Here is an 18,202-nt window from a genome sequence, read left to right as displayed (position 1 = left end):
CGGGATGATGTATCGCATCAGAAATTGGTTGGTAGCGACGTTGCTGCTGCTGTGCGCGCAGGTGGGTGCCGCGACGCTCTCTGATATTCAGGTTTCTAACGGCAACCAACAGGCGCGGATAACGTTGAGTTTTATTGGCGATCCTGATTATGCGTTTAGCCATCAAAGCAAACGCACCGTGGCGCTCGATATCAAACAAACGGGCGTGATTCAGGGACTGCCGTTGTTGTTCAGCGGCAATAATCTGGTGAAGGCGATTCGCTCTGGAACGCCTAAAGATGCACAAACGCTACGGCTGGTGGTCGATCTTACCGAAAATGGTAAAACCGAAGCGGTGAAGCGGCAGAATGGCAGCAATTACACTGTCGTCTTTACGATTAACGCCGATGCGCCGCCACCGCCTCCTCCGCCGCCTGTGGTTGCGAAACGCGTTGAAACGCCTGCGGTTGTCGCACCGCGCGTCAGCGAACCGGCGCGCAATCCGTTTAAAACGGAAAGTAACCGCACTACGGGTGTTATCAGCAGTAATACGGTAACGCGTCCGGCAGCGCGCGCGACGGCTAACACTGGCGATAAAATTATCATCGCTATTGATGCCGGACACGGCGGTCAGGATCCTGGCGCTATCGGCCCCGGTGGTACGCGGGAGAAAAATGTCACCATCGCCATCGCGCGTAAATTGCGTACTTTGCTCAATGACGATCCGATGTTTAAAGGCGTTTTAACCCGTGACGGGGATTACTTTATCTCGGTGATGGGGCGCAGCGATGTGGCACGTAAGCAAAACGCCAATTTCCTCGTGTCGATTCACGCTGATGCCGCACCGAACCGCAGTGCGACTGGCGCTTCCGTATGGGTGCTCTCTAACCGTCGTGCAAACAGCGAGATGGCAAGCTGGCTGGAGCAGCACGAGAAACAGTCGGAGCTGCTGGGTGGGGCGGGCGATGTGCTGGCGAACAGTCAGTCTGACCCCTATTTAAGCCAGGCGGTGCTGGATTTACAGTTCGGTCATTCCCAGCGGGTAGGGTATGATGTAGCGACCAGTATGATCAGTCAGTTGCAACGCATTGGCGAAATTCATAAACGTCGACCAGAACACGCCAGCCTTGGCGTTCTGCGCTCGCCGGATATCCCATCAGTACTGGTCGAAACCGGTTTTATCAGCAACAACAGCGAAGAACGTTTGCTGGCGAGCGACGATTACCAACAACAGCTGGCAGAAGCCATTTATAAAGGTCTGCGCAATTATTTCCTTGCGCATCCGATGCAATCTGCGCCGCAGGGTGCAACGGCACAAACTGCCAGTACGGTGACGACGCCAGATCGTACGCTGCCAAACTAAGGACGATTGATGCCAATACAGGTCTTACCGCCACAACTGGCGAACCAGATTGCCGCAGGTGAGGTGGTCGAGCGACCTGCGTCGGTAGTCAAAGAACTGGTGGAAAACAGCCTCGATGCAGGTGCGACGCGCATTGATATTGATATCGAACGTGGCGGGGCGAAACTTATCCGCATTCGTGATAACGGCTGCGGTATCAAAAAAGATGAGCTGGCGCTGGCGCTGGCTCGTCATGCCACCAGTAAAATCGCCTCTCTGGACGATCTCGAAGCCATTATCAGCCTGGGCTTTCGCGGTGAGGCGCTGGCGAGTATCAGTTCGGTTTCCCGCCTGACGCTCACTTCACGCACCGCAGAACAACAGGAAGCCTGGCAGGCCTATGCCGAAGGGCGCGATATGGACGTGACGGTTAAACCGGCGGCGCATCCTGTGGGGACGACGCTGGAGGTGCTGGATCTGTTCTACAACACCCCGGCGCGGCGCAAATTCCTGCGCACCGAGAAAACCGAATTTAACCACATTGATGAGATCATCCGCCGCATTGCGCTGGCGCGTTTCGACGTCACGATCAACCTGTCGCATAACGGTAAAATTGTGCGTCAGTACCGCGCAGTGCCGGAAGGCGGGCAAAAAGAACGGCGCTTAGGCGCGATTTGCGGCACCGCTTTTCTCGAACAAGCGCTGGCGATTGAATGGCAACACGGCGATCTCACCCTGCGCGGCTGGGTGGCCGATCCGAATCACACCACGCCCGCCCTGGCAGAAATTCAGTATTGCTACGTGAACGGTCGCATGATGCGCGATCGCCTGATCAATCATGCGATCCGCCAGGCCTGTGAAGACAAACTGGGGGCCGATCAACAACCGGCATTTGTGCTGTATCTGGAGATCGACCCACATCAGGTGGACGTCAACGTGCACCCCGCCAAACACGAAGTGCGTTTCCATCAGTCGCGTCTGGTGCATGATTTTATCTATCAGGGCGTGCTGAGCGTGCTACAACAGCAACTGGAAACGCCGCTACCGCTGGACGATGAACCACAACCTGCACCGCGCGCCATCCCGGAAAACCGCGTGGCGGCGGGGCGCAATCACTTTGCTGAACCGGCAGTTCGTGAGCCAGTAGCTCCGCGTTACACTCCTGCGCCAGCCTCAGGCAGTCGTCCGGCTGCCCCCTGGCCGAATGCGCAGCCAAGCTACCAGAAACAGCAAGGTGAAGTGTATCGCCAGCTTTTGCAAACGCCCGCGCCGATGCCAAAACCAAAAGCGCCAGAACCGCAGGAACCTGCACTTGCGGCGAACAGTCAGAGTTTTGGTCGGGTACTGACTATCGTCCATTCCGACTGTGCGTTGCTGGAGCGCGACGGCAACATTTCACTTTTAGCCTTGCCAGTGGCAGAACGTTGGCTGCGTCAGGCGCAACTGACGCCGGGTGAAGCGCCAGTTTGCGCCCAGCCGCTGCTTATTCCGTTGCGGCTAAAAGTTTCTGGCGAAGAAAAATCGGCATTAGAAAAAGCGCAGTCTGCCCTGGCGGAATTGGGTATTGATTTCCAGTCAGATGCACAGCATGTGACCATCAGGGCCGTGCCTTTACCCTTACGCCAACAAAATTTACAAATCTTGATTCCTGAACTGATAGGCTACCTGGCGAAGCAGTCCGTATTCGAACCTGGCAATATTGCGCAGTGGATTGCACGAAATCTGATGAGTGAACATGCGCAGTGGTCAATGGCACAGGCCATAACCCTGCTGGCGGACGTGGAACGGTTATGTCCGCAACTTGTGAAAACGCCGCCGGGTGGTCTGTTACAATCTGTTGATTTACATCCGGCGATAAAAGCCCTGAAAGATGAGTGATATCAGTAAGGCGAGCCTGCCTAAGGCGATTTTTTTGATGGGGCCGACGGCCTCCGGTAAAACGGCGTTAGCCATTGAGCTGCGTAAAATTTTACCAGTAGAGTTGATAAGCGTTGATTCTGCCCTTATTTACAAAGGGATGGATATCGGGACGGCGAAGCCGAACGCTGAAGAGTTACTCGCCGCGCCGCACCGATTGCTGGATATTCGCGATCCGTCGCAGGCTTACTCGGCTGCTGATTTTCGCCGCGATGCGCTGGCGGAAATGGCCGATATCACCGCAGCGGGGCGGATCCCACTGTTAGTGGGCGGTACGATGTTGTATTTCAAGGCATTGCTGGAAGGGTTGTCGCCGCTACCGTCGGCAGACCCGGAAGTGCGGGCCAGAATTGAGCAACAGGCGGCAGAGCAAGGTTGGGAGTCATTGCATCGTCAACTTCAGGAGATCGATCCGGTTGCGGCAGCAAGGATTCATCCAAATGATCCACAAAGGCTTTCCCGGGCACTGGAAGTTTTTTTCATTTCGGGTAAAACTTTAACGGAACTGACGCAAACGTCAGGAGACGCTCTACCGTATCAGGTGCATCAGTTCGCCATCGCCCCGGCGAGCCGTGAACTGCTCCATCAACGAATTGAGCAGCGTTTTCATCAGATGTTGGCTTCAGGTTTTGAAGCAGAAGTCCGGGCGCTTTTTGCCCGAGGAGATTTGCATACGGACTTGCCTTCCATTCGTTGCGTGGGTTATCGCCAGATGTGGTCTTACCTTGAAGGCGAAATCTCATACGATGAAATGGTTTATCGAGGTGTTTGCGCCACGAGACAGTTGGCGAAGCGGCAGATAACCTGGCTGCGTGGTTGGGAAGGGGTTCACTGGCTTGACAGTGAAAAACCAGAACAAGCGCGTGACGAAGTATTACAGGTTGTTGGTGCTATCGCAGGCTGAATGTGTACAATTGAGACGTATCGTGCGCAATTTTTTCAGAATCGAAAGGTTCAAAGTACAAATAAGCATATAAGGAAAAGAGAGAATGGCTAAGGGGCAATCTTTACAAGATCCGTTCCTGAACGCACTGCGTCGGGAACGTGTTCCAGTTTCTATTTATTTGGTGAATGGTATTAAGCTGCAAGGGCAAATCGAGTCTTTTGATCAGTTCGTGATCCTGTTGAAAAACACGGTCAGCCAGATGGTTTACAAGCACGCGATTTCTACTGTTGTCCCGTCTCGCCCGGTTTCTCATCACAGTAACAACGCCGGTGGCGGTACCAGCAGTAACTACCATCATGGTAGCAGTGCGCAGAATACTTCCGCGCAACAGGACAGCGAAGAAACCGAATAAGGTTTCGGGCTGTTTTTTTTACACGGGGAGCCAGCGATCCTGCGTTCCCCGCTGATCTATTTAGAGGGTTATACGCTTGTTTGACCGTTATGATGCTGGTGAGCAGGCGGTACTGGTACACATCTATTTTACGCAAGACAAAGATATGGAAGACCTCCAGGAGTTTGAATCTCTGGTCTCTTCCGCCGGTGTCGAAGCATTGCAGGTGATTACCGGTAGCCGTAAAGCGCCGCACCCAAAGTATTTTGTAGGTGAAGGTAAAGCAGTTGAAATTGCGGAAGCTGTCAAAGCGACGGGTGCTTCGGTCGTTCTTTTTGACCATGCCCTGAGCCCGGCGCAAGAGCGTAACCTGGAGCGTTTGTGCGAGTGTCGTGTTATCGACCGCACCGGCCTTATTTTAGATATTTTCGCCCAACGTGCGCGTACCCATGAGGGTAAGTTGCAGGTTGAGCTGGCGCAGTTGCGCCATCTGGCTACGCGCCTGGTGCGTGGCTGGACCCACCTTGAAAGACAGAAAGGCGGGATCGGTTTGCGTGGTCCGGGTGAAACCCAGCTCGAAACCGACCGTCGTTTGTTGCGTAATCGCATCGTGCAGATACAGTCGCGCCTGGAAAGAGTTGAAAAGCAGCGTGAGCAGGGGCGGCAATCGCGTATCAAAGCCGACGTTCCTACTGTTTCGCTGGTGGGATATACCAACGCCGGTAAATCTACCCTTTTCAATCGCATCACCGAAGCGCGGGTCTACGCGGCAGACCAGTTGTTTGCCACCCTCGACCCGACGTTGCGGCGTATTGACGTCGCGGATGTCGGTGAAACCGTACTTGCAGATACCGTAGGGTTTATTCGCCACCTGCCGCACGATCTGGTGGCGGCATTTAAAGCCACGTTACAAGAGACGCGGCAAGCCACATTACTGCTGCACGTCATTGACGCGGCGGATGTGCGTGTACAAGAAAACATCGAAGCGGTGAATACGGTTCTTGAAGAGATCGACGCTCACGAGATCCCAACCCTGCTGGTGATGAACAAGATCGATATGCTGGAAGATTTCGAACCGCGTATTGATCGGGACGAAGAGAACAAACCGATCCGTGTCTGGCTTTCCGCACAGACCGGAGCGGGGATACCACAGCTTTTTCAGGCTTTGACGGAGCGGCTTTCCGGCGAGGTGGCGCAGCATACATTGCGTCTGCCACCGCAGGAAGGGCGTCTGAGAAGTCGTTTTTATCAGCTTCAGGCAATAGAAAAAGAGTGGATGGAGGAGGACGGCAGCGTAAGTCTGCAAGTTCGTATGCCGATCGTTGACTGGCGTCGCCTCTGTAAACAAGAACCGGCGTTGATCGATTACCTGATCTAACGGCGTAGCGTCTGAAGCGTGGAGTCATATCCTCTGGCGTCGAAAGACAACAGGGATCACCGCATAACAAATATGGAGCACAAACATGGCGTGGAATCAGCCCGGTAATAACGGACAAGACCGCGACCCGTGGGGAAGCAGCAAACCTGGCGGCAACTCTGAGGGAAATGGAAACAAAGGCGGTCGCGATCAAGGGCCACCTGATTTAGATGATATCTTCCGCAAGCTGAGCAAAAAGCTCGGTGGTCTGGGCGGCGGTAAAGGCACCGGATCTGGCGGTGGCAGTTCATCGCAAGGCCCACGCCCGCAGCTTGGCGGTCGTGTCGTTACCATCGCAGCGGCAGCGATTGTCATTATCTGGGCGGCCAGTGGTTTCTATACCATTAAAGAAGCCGAACGTGGCGTGGTAACACGCTTTGGTAAATTCAGCCATCTGGTTGAGCCGGGTCTGAACTGGAAACCGACGTTTATCGACGAAGTCAAACCGGTGAACGTGGAAGCCGTGCGTGAACTGGCAGCTTCTGGTGTGATGCTGACGTCGGACGAGAACGTAGTGCGCGTTGAGATGAACGTGCAGTACCGCGTCACCGATCCGGAAAAATATCTGTATAGCGTGACCAGCCCGGATGACAGTCTGCGTCAGGCTACCGACAGCGCCCTGCGCGGGGTTATCGGTAAATACACCATGGACCGCATTCTGACGGAAGGTCGTACCGTGATTCGTAGCGATACCCAGCGCGAACTGGAAGAGACGATTCGTCCGTATGACATGGGCATCACTCTGCTGGACGTCAACTTCCAGGCTGCTCGTCCGCCGGAGGAAGTAAAAGCGGCGTTTGACGATGCGATTGCCGCGCGTGAAAACGAACAGCAATACATTCGTGAAGCAGAAGCGTATACCAACGAAGTTCAGCCGCGTGCGAACGGTCAGGCGCAACGTATCCTCGAAGAGGCACGTGCGTACAAGGCCCAGACCATCCTGGAAGCTCAGGGTGAAGTGGCGCGCTTTGCTAAACTTCTGCCGGAATATAAAGCTGCGCCGGAAATTACTCGCGAGCGTCTGTATATCGAGACGATGGAAAAAGTGTTGGGTAACACCCGCAAAGTGCTGGTTAACGACAAAGGTGGCAACCTGATGGTTCTGCCGTTAGACCAGATGCTGAAAGGTGGTAACGCCCCTGCGGCGAAGAGCGATAACGGTGCCAGCAATCTGCTGCGTCTGCCGCCAGCCTCTTCCTCCACAACCAGTGGAGCAAGCAACACGTCGTCCACCAGTCAGGGCGATATTATGGACCAACGCCGCGCCAACGCGCAGCGTAACGACTACCAGCGTCAGGGGGAATAACGATGCGTAAGTCAGTTATAGCGATTATCATCATCGTGCTGGTAGTGCTTTACATGTCTGTCTTTGTCGTCAAAGAAGGTGAGCGCGGTATTACGCTGCGTTTTGGTAAGGTACTGCGTGACGATGACAACAAACCTCTGGTTTATGAGCCGGGTCTGCATTTCAAGATACCGTTCATTGAAACGGTGAAAATGCTCGACGCACGTATTCAGACCATGGACAACCAGGCCGACCGCTTTGTGACCAAAGAGAAGAAAGACCTGATCGTCGACTCTTACATCAAATGGCGCATCAGCGATTTCAGCCGTTACTATCTGGCAACGGGTGGTGGCGACATTTCGCAAGCGGAAGTGCTGTTGAAACGTAAGTTCTCTGACCGTCTGCGTTCTGAAATTGGTCGTCTGGACGTGAAAGACATCGTCACCGATTCCCGTGGTCGTCTGACCCTCGAAGTACGTGACGCGCTGAACTCCGGTTCTGCGGGTACAGAAGATGAAGTTACTACCCCTGCAGCAGATAACGCCATTGCCGAAGCGGCAGAGCGCGTAACGGCTGAGACGAAGGGCAAAGTTCCGGTCATCAACCCGAACAGTATGGCGGCGCTGGGTATTGAAGTTGTCGATGTGCGAATTAAGCAGATCAACCTGCCGACCGAAGTGTCTGAAGCGATCTACAACCGTATGCGCGCCGAGCGTGAAGCGGTAGCGCGTCGTCACCGTTCACAAGGTCAGGAAGAAGCGGAAAAACTGCGTGCAACTGCCGACTATGAAGTGACCAGAACGCTGGCAGAAGCTGAGCGTCAGGGCCGCATCATGCGCGGTGAAGGCGATGCCGAAGCAGCCAAACTGTTTGCTGATGCATTCAGTAAAGATCCGGACTTCTACGCATTCATCCGTAGCCTGCGTGCTTATGAGAACAGCTTCTCTGGCAATCAGGACGTGATGGTCATGAGCCCGGACAGCGATTTCTTCCGCTACATGAAGACGCCGACCTCCGCAACGCGTTAATATAACGACTGCGGTACAGGTCAATAAAGCCACCGCATCCTCAGGGATGTCGGTGGTTTTCTTTTTCTATAAGGATAATGAATGAATTCGACAATCTGGCTGGCGCTTGCCCTGGTTTTGGTACTGGAAGGTTTAGGGCCGATGCTTTACCCGAAGGCATGGAAGAAGATGATCTCTGCGATGACCAATTTGCCCGATAATATTTTACGTCGTTTTGGCGGTGGACTTGTGGTTGCGGGCGTTGTGGTCTACTACATGTTGAGGAAAACGATTGGCTGAACAAAAAACAGACTGATCGAGGTCATTTTTGAGTGCAAAAAGTGCTGTAACTCTGAAAAAGCGATGGTAGAATCCATTTTTAAGCAAACGGTGATTTTGAAAAATGGGTAACAACGTCGTCGTACTGGGCACCCAATGGGGTGACGAAGGTAAAGGTAAGATCGTCGATCTTCTGACTGAACGGGCTAAATATGTTGTACGCTACCAGGGCGGTCACAACGCAGGCCATACTCTCGTAATCAACGGTGAAAAAACCGTTCTCCATCTTATTCCATCAGGTATTCTCCGCGAGAATGTAACCAGCATCATCGGTAACGGTGTTGTGCTGTCTCCGGCTGCGCTGATGAAAGAGATGAAAGAACTGGAAGACCGTGGCATCCCCGTTCGTGAGCGTCTGCTGCTGTCTGAAGCATGTCCGCTGATCCTTGATTATCACGTTGCGCTGGATAACGCGCGTGAGAAAGCGCGTGGCGCGAAAGCGATCGGCACCACCGGTCGTGGTATCGGGCCTGCTTATGAAGATAAAGTGGCACGTCGCGGTCTGCGTGTTGGCGACCTTTTCGACAAAGAAACCTTCGCTGAAAAACTGAAAGAAGTGATGGAATATCACAACTTCCAGTTGGTTAACTACTACAACGCTGAAGCGGTTGATTACCAGAAAGTTCTGGATGATACGATGGCTGTTGCCGACATCCTGACTTCTATGGTTGTTGACGTTTCTGATCTGCTCGACCAGGCGCGTCAGCGTGGCGATTTCGTCATGTTTGAAGGTGCGCAGGGTACGCTGCTGGATATCGACCACGGTACTTATCCGTACGTAACTTCTTCCAACACCACTGCTGGTGGCGTGGCGACCGGTTCCGGCCTGGGCCCGCGTTATGTTGATTACGTTCTGGGTATCCTCAAAGCTTACTCCACTCGTGTGGGTGCAGGTCCGTTCCCGACTGAACTGTTTGATGAAACTGGCGAGTTCCTCTGCAAGCAGGGTAACGAATTCGGCGCAACTACGGGTCGTCGTCGTCGTACCGGCTGGCTGGACACCGTTGCCGTTCGTCGTGCGGTACAGCTGAACTCCCTGTCTGGCTTCTGCCTGACCAAGCTGGACGTTCTGGATGGCCTGAAAGAGGTGAAACTCTGCGTGGCTTACCGTATGCCGGATGGTCGTGAAGTGACTACCACTCCGCTGGCAGCTGACGACTGGAAAGGTGTAGAGCCGATTTACGAAACCATGCCGGGCTGGTCTGAATCCACCTTCGGCGTGAAAGATCGTAGCGGCCTGCCGCAGGCGGCGCTGAACTACATCAAGCGTATTGAAGAGCTGACCGGTGTGCCGATCGATATCATCTCTACCGGTCCGGATCGTACTGAAACCATGATTCTGCGCGACCCGTTCGACGCGTAATTCTGGAACGCCTGGCAGATATTTTGCCTGCCGGGCTAACAGTGTGATACATTGCTGTGTCGGGTAAGCCATTACGCTATCCGACACAGTGTTAAATCCTCGCTTTTTTCCTTCCCCGAACTGAAATAAATTAGCGACACAGCTTGTGGCTGGTTTATCATCAATATAAATGTATTTTTTCCCGATTTCCCTTTTGAGGTTGATGTGCAGTTAACGAGTTTCACTGATTACGGATTACGTGCGCTGATCTACATGGCGTCATTGCCAGAAGGGCGGATGACCAGTATTTCTGAAGTGACTGACGTCTACGGCGTCTCCCGTAATCATATGGTCAAAATAATCAATCAACTTAGTCGTGCCGGCTACGTGACTGCTGTTCGTGGAAAAAATGGCGGCATTCGTCTGGGTAAACCGGCGAGTGCGATACGTATTGGTGATGTGGTGCGCGAGCTGGAGCCCTTATCGCTGGTGAATTGCAGCAGTGAGTTTTGCCACATTACACCTGCCTGTCGGTTGAAACAGGCACTTTCTAAGGCCGTGCAAAGTTTTCTTACGGAACTGGATAACTACACGCTTGCCGATTTGGTTGAAGAGAATCAACCGCTTTATAAATTATTGCTGGTGGAGTGACGAAAATCTTCATCAGAGATGACAACGGAGGAACCGAGATGTCACAAGATCCTTTCCAGGAACGCGAAGCTGAAAAATACGCGAATCCCATCCCTAGTCGGGAATTTATCCTCGAACATTTAACCAAACGTGAAAAACCGGCCAGCCGTGATGAGCTGGCGGTAGAACTGCACATTGAAGGCGAAGAGCAGCTTGAAGGCCTGCGTCGCCGCCTGCGCGCGATGGAGCGCGATGGTCAACTGGTCTTCACTCGTCGTCAGTGCTATGCGCTGCCGGAACGCCTCGACCTGGTGAAAGGTACCGTTATTGGCCACCGTGATGGCTACGGCTTTCTGCGGGTTGAAGGGCGTAAAGATGATTTGTATCTCTCGAGCGAGCAGATGAAAACCTGCATTCATGGCGATCAGGTGCTGGCGCAGCCGCTGGGCGCTGACCGTAAAGGTCGTCGTGAAGCGCGTATTGTCCGCGTACTGGTGCCAAAAACCAGCCAGATTGTTGGTCGCTACTTTACCGAAGCGGGCGTCGGCTTTGTGGTTCCTGACGACAGTCGTTTGAGCTTCGATATCTTAATCCCGCCCGATCAGATCATGGGCGCGCGGATGGGCTTTGTGGTGGTGGTTGAACTGACCCAACGCCCGACTCGCCGTACCAAAGCGGTGGGTAAAATCGTCGAAGTACTTGGCGACAATATGGGCACCGGCATGGCGGTTGATATCGCTCTGCGTACCCATGAAATTCCGTATATCTGGCCGCAGGCTGTTGAGCAACAAGTTGCCGGGCTGAAAGAAGAAGTGCCGGAAGAAGCAAAAGCGGGCCGTGTCGATTTGCGCGATTTACCGCTGGTCACCATTGATGGCGAAGACGCCCGTGACTTTGACGATGCAGTTTACTGTGAGAAAAAACGCGGCGGCGGCTGGCGTTTATGGGTCGCGATTGCCGACGTCAGCTACTATGTGCGTCCGCCAACACCGCTGGACAGAGAAGCGCGTAACCGTGGTACGTCGGTGTACTTCCCTTCGCAGGTTATCCCGATGCTGCCGGAAGTGCTCTCTAACGGCCTGTGCTCGCTCAACCCGCAGGTAGACCGCCTGTGTATGGTGTGCGAGATGACGGTTTCGTCGAAAGGCCGCCTGACTGGCTACAAATTCTATGAAGCGGTAATGAGCTCTCACGCACGTCTGACCTACACCAAAGTCTGGCATATTCTGCAGGGCGATCAGGATCTGCGCGAGCAGTACGCCCCGCTGGTTAAGCATCTCGAAGAGTTGCATAACCTCTATAAAGTGCTGGATAAAGCCCGTGAAGAACGCGGTGGGATCTCATTTGAGAGCGAAGAAGCGAAGTTCATTTTCAACGCTGAACGCCGTATTGAACGTATCGAACAGATTCAGCGTAACGACGCCCACAAGTTAATTGAAGAATGCATGATTCTGGCGAATATCTCGGCGGCGCGTTTCGTTGAGAAAGCCAAAGAACCAGCACTATTCCGTATTCACGATAAGCCGAGCACCGAAGCGATTACCTCTTTCCGTTCAGTGCTGGCGGAGCTGGGGCTGGAACTGCCGGGCGGTAACAAGCCGGAACCGCGTGATTACGCGGAGTTGCTGGAGTCGGTTGCCGATCGTCCTGACGCAGAAATGCTGCAAACCATGCTGCTGCGCTCGATGAAACAGGCGATTTACGATCCGGAAAACCGTGGTCACTTCGGTCTGGCATTGCAGTCCTATGCGCACTTTACTTCGCCGATTCGTCGTTATCCTGACCTGACGCTGCACCGCGCCATTAAATATCTGCTGGCGAAAGAGCAGGGGCATCAGGGCAACACCACTGAAACCGGCGGCTACCATTATTCGATGGAAGAGATGCTGCAACTGGGTCAGCACTGTTCGATGGCGGAACGTCGTGCCGACGAAGCAACACGCGATGTAGCTGACTGGCTGAAGTGTGACTTCATGCTCGACCAGGTAGGTAACGTCTTTAAAGGCGTAATTTCCAGCGTCACTGGCTTTGGCTTCTTCGTCCGTCTGGACGACTTGTTCATTGATGGTCTGGTCCATGTCTCTTCGCTGGACAATGACTACTATCGCTTTGACCAGGTAGGGCAACGCCTGATGGGTGAATCCAGCGGCCAGACTTATCGCCTGGGCGATCGCGTGGAAGTTCGCGTCGAAGCGGTTAATATGGACGAGCGTAAAATCGACTTTAGCCTGATCTCCAGCGAACGCGCACCGCGCAACGTCGGTAAAACGGCGCGCGAGAAAGCGAAAAAAGGCGATGCAGGTAAAAAAGGCGGCAAGCGTCGTCAGGTCGGTAAAAAGGTAAACTTTGAGCCAGACAGCGCCTTCCGCGGTGAGAAAAAAACGAAGCCGAAAGCGGCGAAGAAAGACGCGAGAAAAGCGAAAAAGCCATCGGCGAAAACGCAGAAAATAGCCGCAGCGACCAAAGCGAAGCGTGCGGCGAAGAAAAAAGTGGCAGAGTGATCAATACCCTCTTTAAAAGAAGAGGGTTAGATTGCTGACAAAATGCGCTTTGTTCATGCCGGATGCGGCGTGAACGCCTTATCCGGCCTACATAATCACGCAAATTCAATATATTGCAGAGATCATGTAGGCCGGATAAACGTAGTGCATCAGGCAAAACGTAAACAACGAGTACATTAATGAGCGAAATGATTTACGGCATCCACGCAGTGCAGGCCCTGCTGGAGCGCGCCCCTGAACGTTTTCAGGAAGTCTTTATTTTAAAAGGCCGTGAAGATAAACGTCTGTTGCCGCTGATTCACGCCCTTGAGTCCCAGGGCGTGGTTATCCAGCTGGCAAACCGCCAATATCTCGACGAGAAAAGCGACGGTGCCGTGCATCAGGGCATTATCGCTCGTGTGAAGCCAGGACGGCAGTATCAGGAAAACGATCTGCCGGATCTGATCGCTTCGCTCGATCAACCGTTCCTGCTGATCCTCGACGGCGTAACCGATCCGCACAACCTCGGCGCGTGCCTGCGTAGCGCGGACGCCGCTGGTGTTCATGCGGTGATTGTGCCGAAAGATCGCTCCGCACAGCTCAACGCCACGGCGAAAAAAGTGGCCTGTGGTGCGGCAGAAAGCGTTCCGCTGATTCGGGTGACTAATCTGGCGCGCACCATGCGTATGTTGCAGGAAGAGAATATCTGGATCGTCGGTACGGCAGGCGAGGCGGATCATACACTCTATCAGAGCAAAATGACCGGACGCCTGGCGCTGGTGATGGGCGCGGAAGGTGAAGGTATGCGTCGCCTGACCCGTGAACATTGCGATGAGTTGATCAGCATCCCAATGGCAGGAAGTGTTTCTTCCCTGAACGTTTCGGTTGCAACCGGAATTTGCTTATTTGAAGCGGTTCGTCAGCGCAGCTAGTTCCTCTGAATTATGAAAAGCCATCCAGATTTGGATGGTTTTTTTTTGTCTATAGCTGGTAAGATAATTACGTACTGCAAATATTCATTTTATTAATATTTAAACTTAATCTATATGGAATAATATATGACATGGAATCCGTTGGCGCTGGCGACGGCGCTGCAAACTGTACCTGAACAAAATATTGATGTAACAAATAGCGAAAGCGCATTAATTATTAAAATGAATGATTATGGCGATTTGCAAATCAATATTCTTTTTACTTCCCGCCAAATGATCATCGAAACCTTTATTTGTCCGGTAAGTAGTATCAGCAATCCAGATGAATTTAATACCTTCTTATTAAGAAATCAGAAGATGATGCCGTTGTCATCGGTAGGGATCTCCAGCGTGCAACAGGAAGAGTATTACATTGTTTTCGGTGCGTTATCGCTTAAATCTTCTCTTGAAGATATCCTGCTTGAGATAACCTCGCTGGTAGATAACGCATTGGATCTGGCTGAAATTACAGAAGAATATTCACACTAATTACAAGGACGGGTATTTATGGGGATTTTAAAAAGTTTATTTACGCTGGGGAAATCGTTTATCTCCCAGGCGGAAGAGTCCATTGAAGAAACCCAGGGCGTGCGCATGCTGGAACAGCATATTCGTGACGCTAAAGCTGAACTCGATAAAGCCGGAAAATCTCGCGTTGATCTGCTGGCGCGGGTGAAATTAAGTCACGATAAGCTGAAAGATTTACGTGAGCGCAAAGCCAGTCTGGAAGCTCGTGCGCTGGAAGCGTTAAGCAAGAACGTTAATCCGTCGTTGATTAACGAAGTTGCTGAAGAAATCGCGCGCCTTGAGAATCTCATTACCGCTGAAGAGCAAGTGTTGTCGAATCTGGAAGTCTCTCGTGATGGCGTGGAAAAAGCAGTTACAGCGACAGCGCAGCGTATCGCTCAGTTTGAGCAGCAAATGGAAGTCGTTAAAGCTACTGAAGCCATGCAGCGTGCACAACAGGCTGTAACGACCTCTACCGTTGGCGCATCTTCCAGCGTTTCGACAGCGGCAGAATCCTTAAAACGCCTGCAAACGCGTCAGGCCGAACGTCAGGCTCGCCTGGATGCTGCCGCACAGTTGGAAAAAGTCGCAGACGGTCGCGATCTTGATGAAAAGCTGGCGGAAGCCGGAATTGGCGGTAGCAATAAAAGTAGCGCCCAGGATGTATTAGCAAGACTGCAACGCCAACAGGGCGAGTAATTTTTTGCCAGCCTCACTGCAAGGCTGGCAACTATTTTAAGGATAAAATATGTCTGGTTTTTTCCAGCGTCTGTTTGGCAAGGATAATAAGCCTGCTATCGCTCGCGGTCCGCTGGGTCTGCATCTCAATAGTGGTTTTACGCTCGATACGTTAGCGTTTCGTTTGCTGGAAGATGCATTGCTGATTGCGCTGCCGGGTGAGGAATTTACGGTAGCCGCTGTCAGCCACATCGATCTGGGCGGGGGTAGCCAGATTTTCCGTTACTACACTTCGGGCGATGAGTTCCTGCAAATCAATACCACTGGCGGCGAAGATATTGATGACATTGATGATATCAAGCTCTTTGTCTATGAAGAGAGCTACGGTATCAGTAAAGAGAGTCACTGGCGCGAGGCGATCAACGCCAAAGCGATGGGGGCTATAACCTTAAACTGGCAGGAAAAACGCTGGCAGCGATTTTTTAACAGTGAAGAACCGGGAAATATCGAACCCGTCTACATGCTGGAAAAAGTAGAAAATCAAAACCATGCCAAATGGGAGGTCCATAATTTTAGCATGGGCTACCAACGGCAAGTGACCGAAGATACTTACGAATATTTGCTGTTAAATGGTGAGGAATCATTTAACGATCTCGGCGAGCCGGAGTGGATATTTTCGCGCGCGCTGGGTGTCGATATCCCGCTGACATCACTTCATATTATTGGTTAATTACAAGGACGTTTACGATGCATATACTGGATTCACTTCTTGCCTTTAGCGCCTATTTTTTTATTGGCGTGGCTATGGTGATTATTTTTCTGTTTATCTACTCCAAAATTACACCGCACAACGAATGGCAATTAATCAAAAACAATAATACCGCGGCGTCACTGGCATTCAGCGGTACATTGTTGGGTTACGTGATCCCCTTATCCAGTGCGGCAATCAATGCGGTGAGTATTCCGGATTATTTCGCCTGGGGCGGGATCGCACTGGTGATTCAGTTACTCGTTTTTGCTGGTGTCAGACTTTATATGCCCGCATTAAGCGAAAAAATTATTAATCACAATACCGCAGCAGGAATGTTTATGGGAACCGCCGCGCTGGCAGGTGGTATTTTTAACGCAGCTTGTATGACATGGTAATGGACGATCATGGCCAGAAAACGCAAATCAAGAAATAACAGTAAAATTGGTCACGGAGCGATCAGTCGCATTGGCAGACCGAATAATCCTTTTGAACCGCGTCGCAATCGCTACGCACAAAAATACTTAACGTTGGCGCTAATGGGCGGTGCAGCTTTTTTTGTATTGAAAGGTTGTGGCGATAGTGGTGATGTCGATAACGACGGTGACGGAACGTTTTACTCGACAGTGCAGGATTGTATTGATGACGGTAATAATTCAGATATCTGTGCTCATGGCTGGAACAACGCCAAAGCGGCGTTTTATGCCGATGTTCCGAAGAATATGACTCAGCAGAATTGTCAGTCTAAGTATGAAAATTGTTACTACGACAATGTTGAACAGAGTTGGATCCCGGTCGTTTCTGGATTTTTGTTAAGCCGGGTTATTCGTAAAGATCGCGATGAGCCGTTCGTCTATAACAGCGGCGGATCCTCATTTGCTTCCCGCCCCGTCTGGCGCAACACTTCCGGTGATTACTCCTGGCGCTCCGGTTCTGGCAAAAAAGAGTCTTACTCTTCGGGCGGCTTTACCACCAAAAAAGCGTCAACCGTTTCTCGCGGCGGCTATGGTCGTTCTTCCAGCGCCCGTGGGCATTGGGGAGGCTAATCATGCTGAGACACAACGTTCCTGTGCGGCGGGATCTGGACCGGATTGCCGCCGATAACGGATTTGACTTTCATATCATCGACAATGAAATCTATTGGGATGAGAGTCGGGCTTATCGCTTTACTTTGCGCCAGATTGAAGAGCAGATCGAAAAACCGACTGCGGAACTGCATCAGATGTGCCTGGAGGTGGTGGATCGTGCGGTTAAAGATGAAGAGATCCTGACGCAACTGGCGATCCCGCCGTTGTACTGGGATGTGATCGCCGAAAGCTGGCGCGCACGCGATCCTTCGTTGTATGGCCGTATGGATTTTGCCTGGTGTGGTAATGCACCGGTTAAGTTGCTGGAGTACAACGCCGATACGCCAACTTCATTGTACGAGTCGGCTTATTTCCAGTGGTTGTGGCTGGAAGATGCCCGGCGCAGCGGCGTTATTCCGTGTGATGCCGATCAGTACAATGCCATTCAGGAACGCCTGATTTCGCGCTTTAGTGAGCTTTACAGTCGGGAACCGTTTTATTTTTGCTGCTGTCAGGACACCGATGAAGACAGGAGTACCGTGCTGTACTTGCAGGACTGCGCCCAGCAGGCAGGGCAGGAGTCGCGGTTTATCTACATTGAAGATCTCGGTTTGGGCGTCGGCGGAGTACTGACCGATCTTGATGATAATGTCATCCAGCGTGCATTTAAGCTGTATCCGCTGGAGTGGATGATGCGTGACGATAACGGTCCGCTGCTGCGCAAGCGTCGTGAGCAATGGGTGGAGCCGTTATGGAAAAGTATCTTGAGTAATAAAGGGCTAATGCCGCTGCTTTGGCGCTTCTTCCCTGGTCATCCTAACCTTCTTGCATCCTGGTTCGATGGTGAAAAACCGCAGATTGCCGCTGGCGAAAGCTATGTGCGTAAACCGATCTACTCGCGCGAAGGCGGCAACGTCACCATTTTCGACGGTCAGAATAACGTCGTTGACCACGCTGATGGTGATTACGCCGATGAACCGATGATCTACCAGGCGTTTCAACCTCTGCCGCGATTTGGCGATAGCTACACACTCATCGGTAGCTGGATTGTCGATGATGAAGCGTGCGGAATGGGGATCCGTGAAGATAACACGCTGATCACCAAAGACACCTCACGTTTCGTTCCGCATTACATTGCTGGATAAGAATGTTTTAGCAATCTCTTTCTGTCATGAATCCATGGCAGTGACCATACTAATGGTGACTGCCATTGATG

The 18,202-nt window shown here is 52.2% G+C and carries 18 protein-coding genes; all 18 read left to right on the top strand.

Annotated elements, in window-relative coordinates:
* Nucleotides 1-4: 4 nt before the first annotated feature.
* Nucleotides 5-1,342 carry an N-acetylmuramoyl-L-alanine amidase AmiB gene (gene amiB, locus ACJHX7_RS16320; protein WP_000990294.1) on the top strand — a complete coding sequence of 446 codons (1,338 nt, stop codon included), beginning with the start codon at nucleotides 5-7 and terminating at the stop codon, nucleotides 1,340-1,342.
* 9 nt (nucleotides 1,343-1,351) lie between these two features.
* On the top strand, nucleotides 1,352-3,199 hold the full coding sequence (gene mutL, locus ACJHX7_RS16315) for a DNA mismatch repair endonuclease MutL (RefSeq protein ID WP_094030075.1): 1,848 nt from the start codon (nucleotides 1,352-1,354) through the stop codon (nucleotides 3,197-3,199).
* A complete protein-coding gene (gene miaA / locus ACJHX7_RS16310) occupies nucleotides 3,192-4,142 on the top strand; it encodes a tRNA (adenosine(37)-N6)-dimethylallyltransferase MiaA (RefSeq protein ID WP_001280339.1) in 951 nt (316 codons plus the stop codon). Before mutL ends, miaA begins: the two co-directional genes overlap by 8 nt.
* Before the next feature lie 85 nt (nucleotides 4,143-4,227).
* A complete protein-coding gene (hfq, locus tag ACJHX7_RS16305) occupies nucleotides 4,228-4,536 on the top strand; it encodes an RNA chaperone Hfq (RefSeq protein ID WP_001051883.1) in 309 nt (102 codons plus the stop codon).
* A gap of 76 nt (nucleotides 4,537-4,612) precedes the next feature.
* A complete protein-coding gene (gene hflX / locus ACJHX7_RS16300; RefSeq protein ID WP_000460360.1) occupies nucleotides 4,613-5,893 on the top strand; it encodes a ribosome rescue GTPase HflX in 1,281 nt (426 codons plus the stop codon).
* An 85-nt stretch (nucleotides 5,894-5,978) separates the two neighbouring features.
* Nucleotides 5,979-7,238, top strand: coding sequence for an FtsH protease activity modulator HflK (gene hflK, locus ACJHX7_RS16295; RefSeq protein WP_000312479.1), 1,260 nt, complete (start codon nucleotides 5,979-5,981; stop codon nucleotides 7,236-7,238).
* A 2-nt stretch (nucleotides 7,239-7,240) separates the two neighbouring features.
* Nucleotides 7,241-8,245, top strand: a complete 1,005-nt coding sequence (hflC, locus tag ACJHX7_RS16290; RefSeq protein WP_001232412.1) for a protease modulator HflC — start codon at nucleotides 7,241-7,243, stop codon at nucleotides 8,243-8,245.
* Between the two features lie 81 nt (nucleotides 8,246-8,326).
* Nucleotides 8,327-8,524 (top strand): DUF2065 domain-containing protein, encoded by a 198-nt coding sequence (locus tag ACJHX7_RS16285; RefSeq protein ID WP_001089295.1) that lies wholly within the window; start codon nucleotides 8,327-8,329, stop codon nucleotides 8,522-8,524.
* A 103-nt stretch (nucleotides 8,525-8,627) separates the two neighbouring features.
* A complete protein-coding gene (purA, locus tag ACJHX7_RS16280; protein WP_000527968.1) occupies nucleotides 8,628-9,926 on the top strand; it encodes an adenylosuccinate synthase in 1,299 nt (432 codons plus the stop codon).
* Between the two features lie 204 nt (nucleotides 9,927-10,130).
* A complete protein-coding gene (gene nsrR, locus ACJHX7_RS16275) occupies nucleotides 10,131-10,556 on the top strand; it encodes a nitric oxide-sensing transcriptional repressor NsrR (protein WP_001177639.1) in 426 nt (141 codons plus the stop codon).
* Nucleotides 10,557-10,594: 38 nt separating this feature from the next.
* Entirely contained in the window at nucleotides 10,595-13,036 is a 2,442-nt protein-coding gene (gene rnr, locus ACJHX7_RS16270; protein ID WP_094030076.1) for a ribonuclease R, read from the top strand.
* 179 nt (nucleotides 13,037-13,215) lie between these two features.
* Nucleotides 13,216-13,947, top strand: a complete 732-nt coding sequence (gene rlmB / locus ACJHX7_RS16265; protein ID WP_001293282.1) for a 23S rRNA (guanosine(2251)-2'-O)-methyltransferase RlmB — start codon at nucleotides 13,216-13,218, stop codon at nucleotides 13,945-13,947.
* Nucleotides 13,948-14,073: 126 nt separating this feature from the next.
* A complete protein-coding gene (locus ACJHX7_RS16260; protein ID WP_000220137.1) occupies nucleotides 14,074-14,475 on the top strand; it encodes a YjfI family protein in 402 nt (133 codons plus the stop codon).
* A gap of 18 nt (nucleotides 14,476-14,493) precedes the next feature.
* Nucleotides 14,494-15,192, top strand: coding sequence for a PspA/IM30 family protein (locus tag ACJHX7_RS16255; protein WP_000511955.1), 699 nt, complete (start codon nucleotides 14,494-14,496; stop codon nucleotides 15,190-15,192).
* A gap of 49 nt (nucleotides 15,193-15,241) precedes the next feature.
* The gene (locus tag ACJHX7_RS16250) at nucleotides 15,242-15,901 is read left to right on the top strand and encodes a YjfK family protein (protein ID WP_097291242.1); all 660 of its coding nucleotides are present in this window, start codon (nucleotides 15,242-15,244) and stop codon (nucleotides 15,899-15,901) included.
* A gap of 17 nt (nucleotides 15,902-15,918) precedes the next feature.
* Entirely contained in the window at nucleotides 15,919-16,317 is a 399-nt protein-coding gene (locus ACJHX7_RS16245) for a DUF350 domain-containing protein (protein WP_000547760.1), read from the top strand.
* 9 nt (nucleotides 16,318-16,326) lie between these two features.
* Entirely contained in the window at nucleotides 16,327-16,965 is a 639-nt protein-coding gene (locus ACJHX7_RS16240; RefSeq protein ID WP_000101674.1) for a DUF1190 domain-containing protein, read from the top strand.
* 2 nt (nucleotides 16,966-16,967) lie between these two features.
* Nucleotides 16,968-18,131, top strand: a complete 1,164-nt coding sequence (locus ACJHX7_RS16235) for a glutathionylspermidine synthase family protein (protein WP_094030078.1) — start codon at nucleotides 16,968-16,970, stop codon at nucleotides 18,129-18,131.
* The last annotated feature ends 71 nt before the right edge of the window (nucleotides 18,132-18,202 follow it).

Source organism: Escherichia sp. WS1451, from assembly GCF_046487365.1.
Classification (GTDB): Bacteria; Pseudomonadota; Gammaproteobacteria; order Enterobacterales; family Enterobacteriaceae; genus Escherichia; species Escherichia coli.
This window is presented reverse-complemented; position numbering and strand designations above follow the sequence as displayed.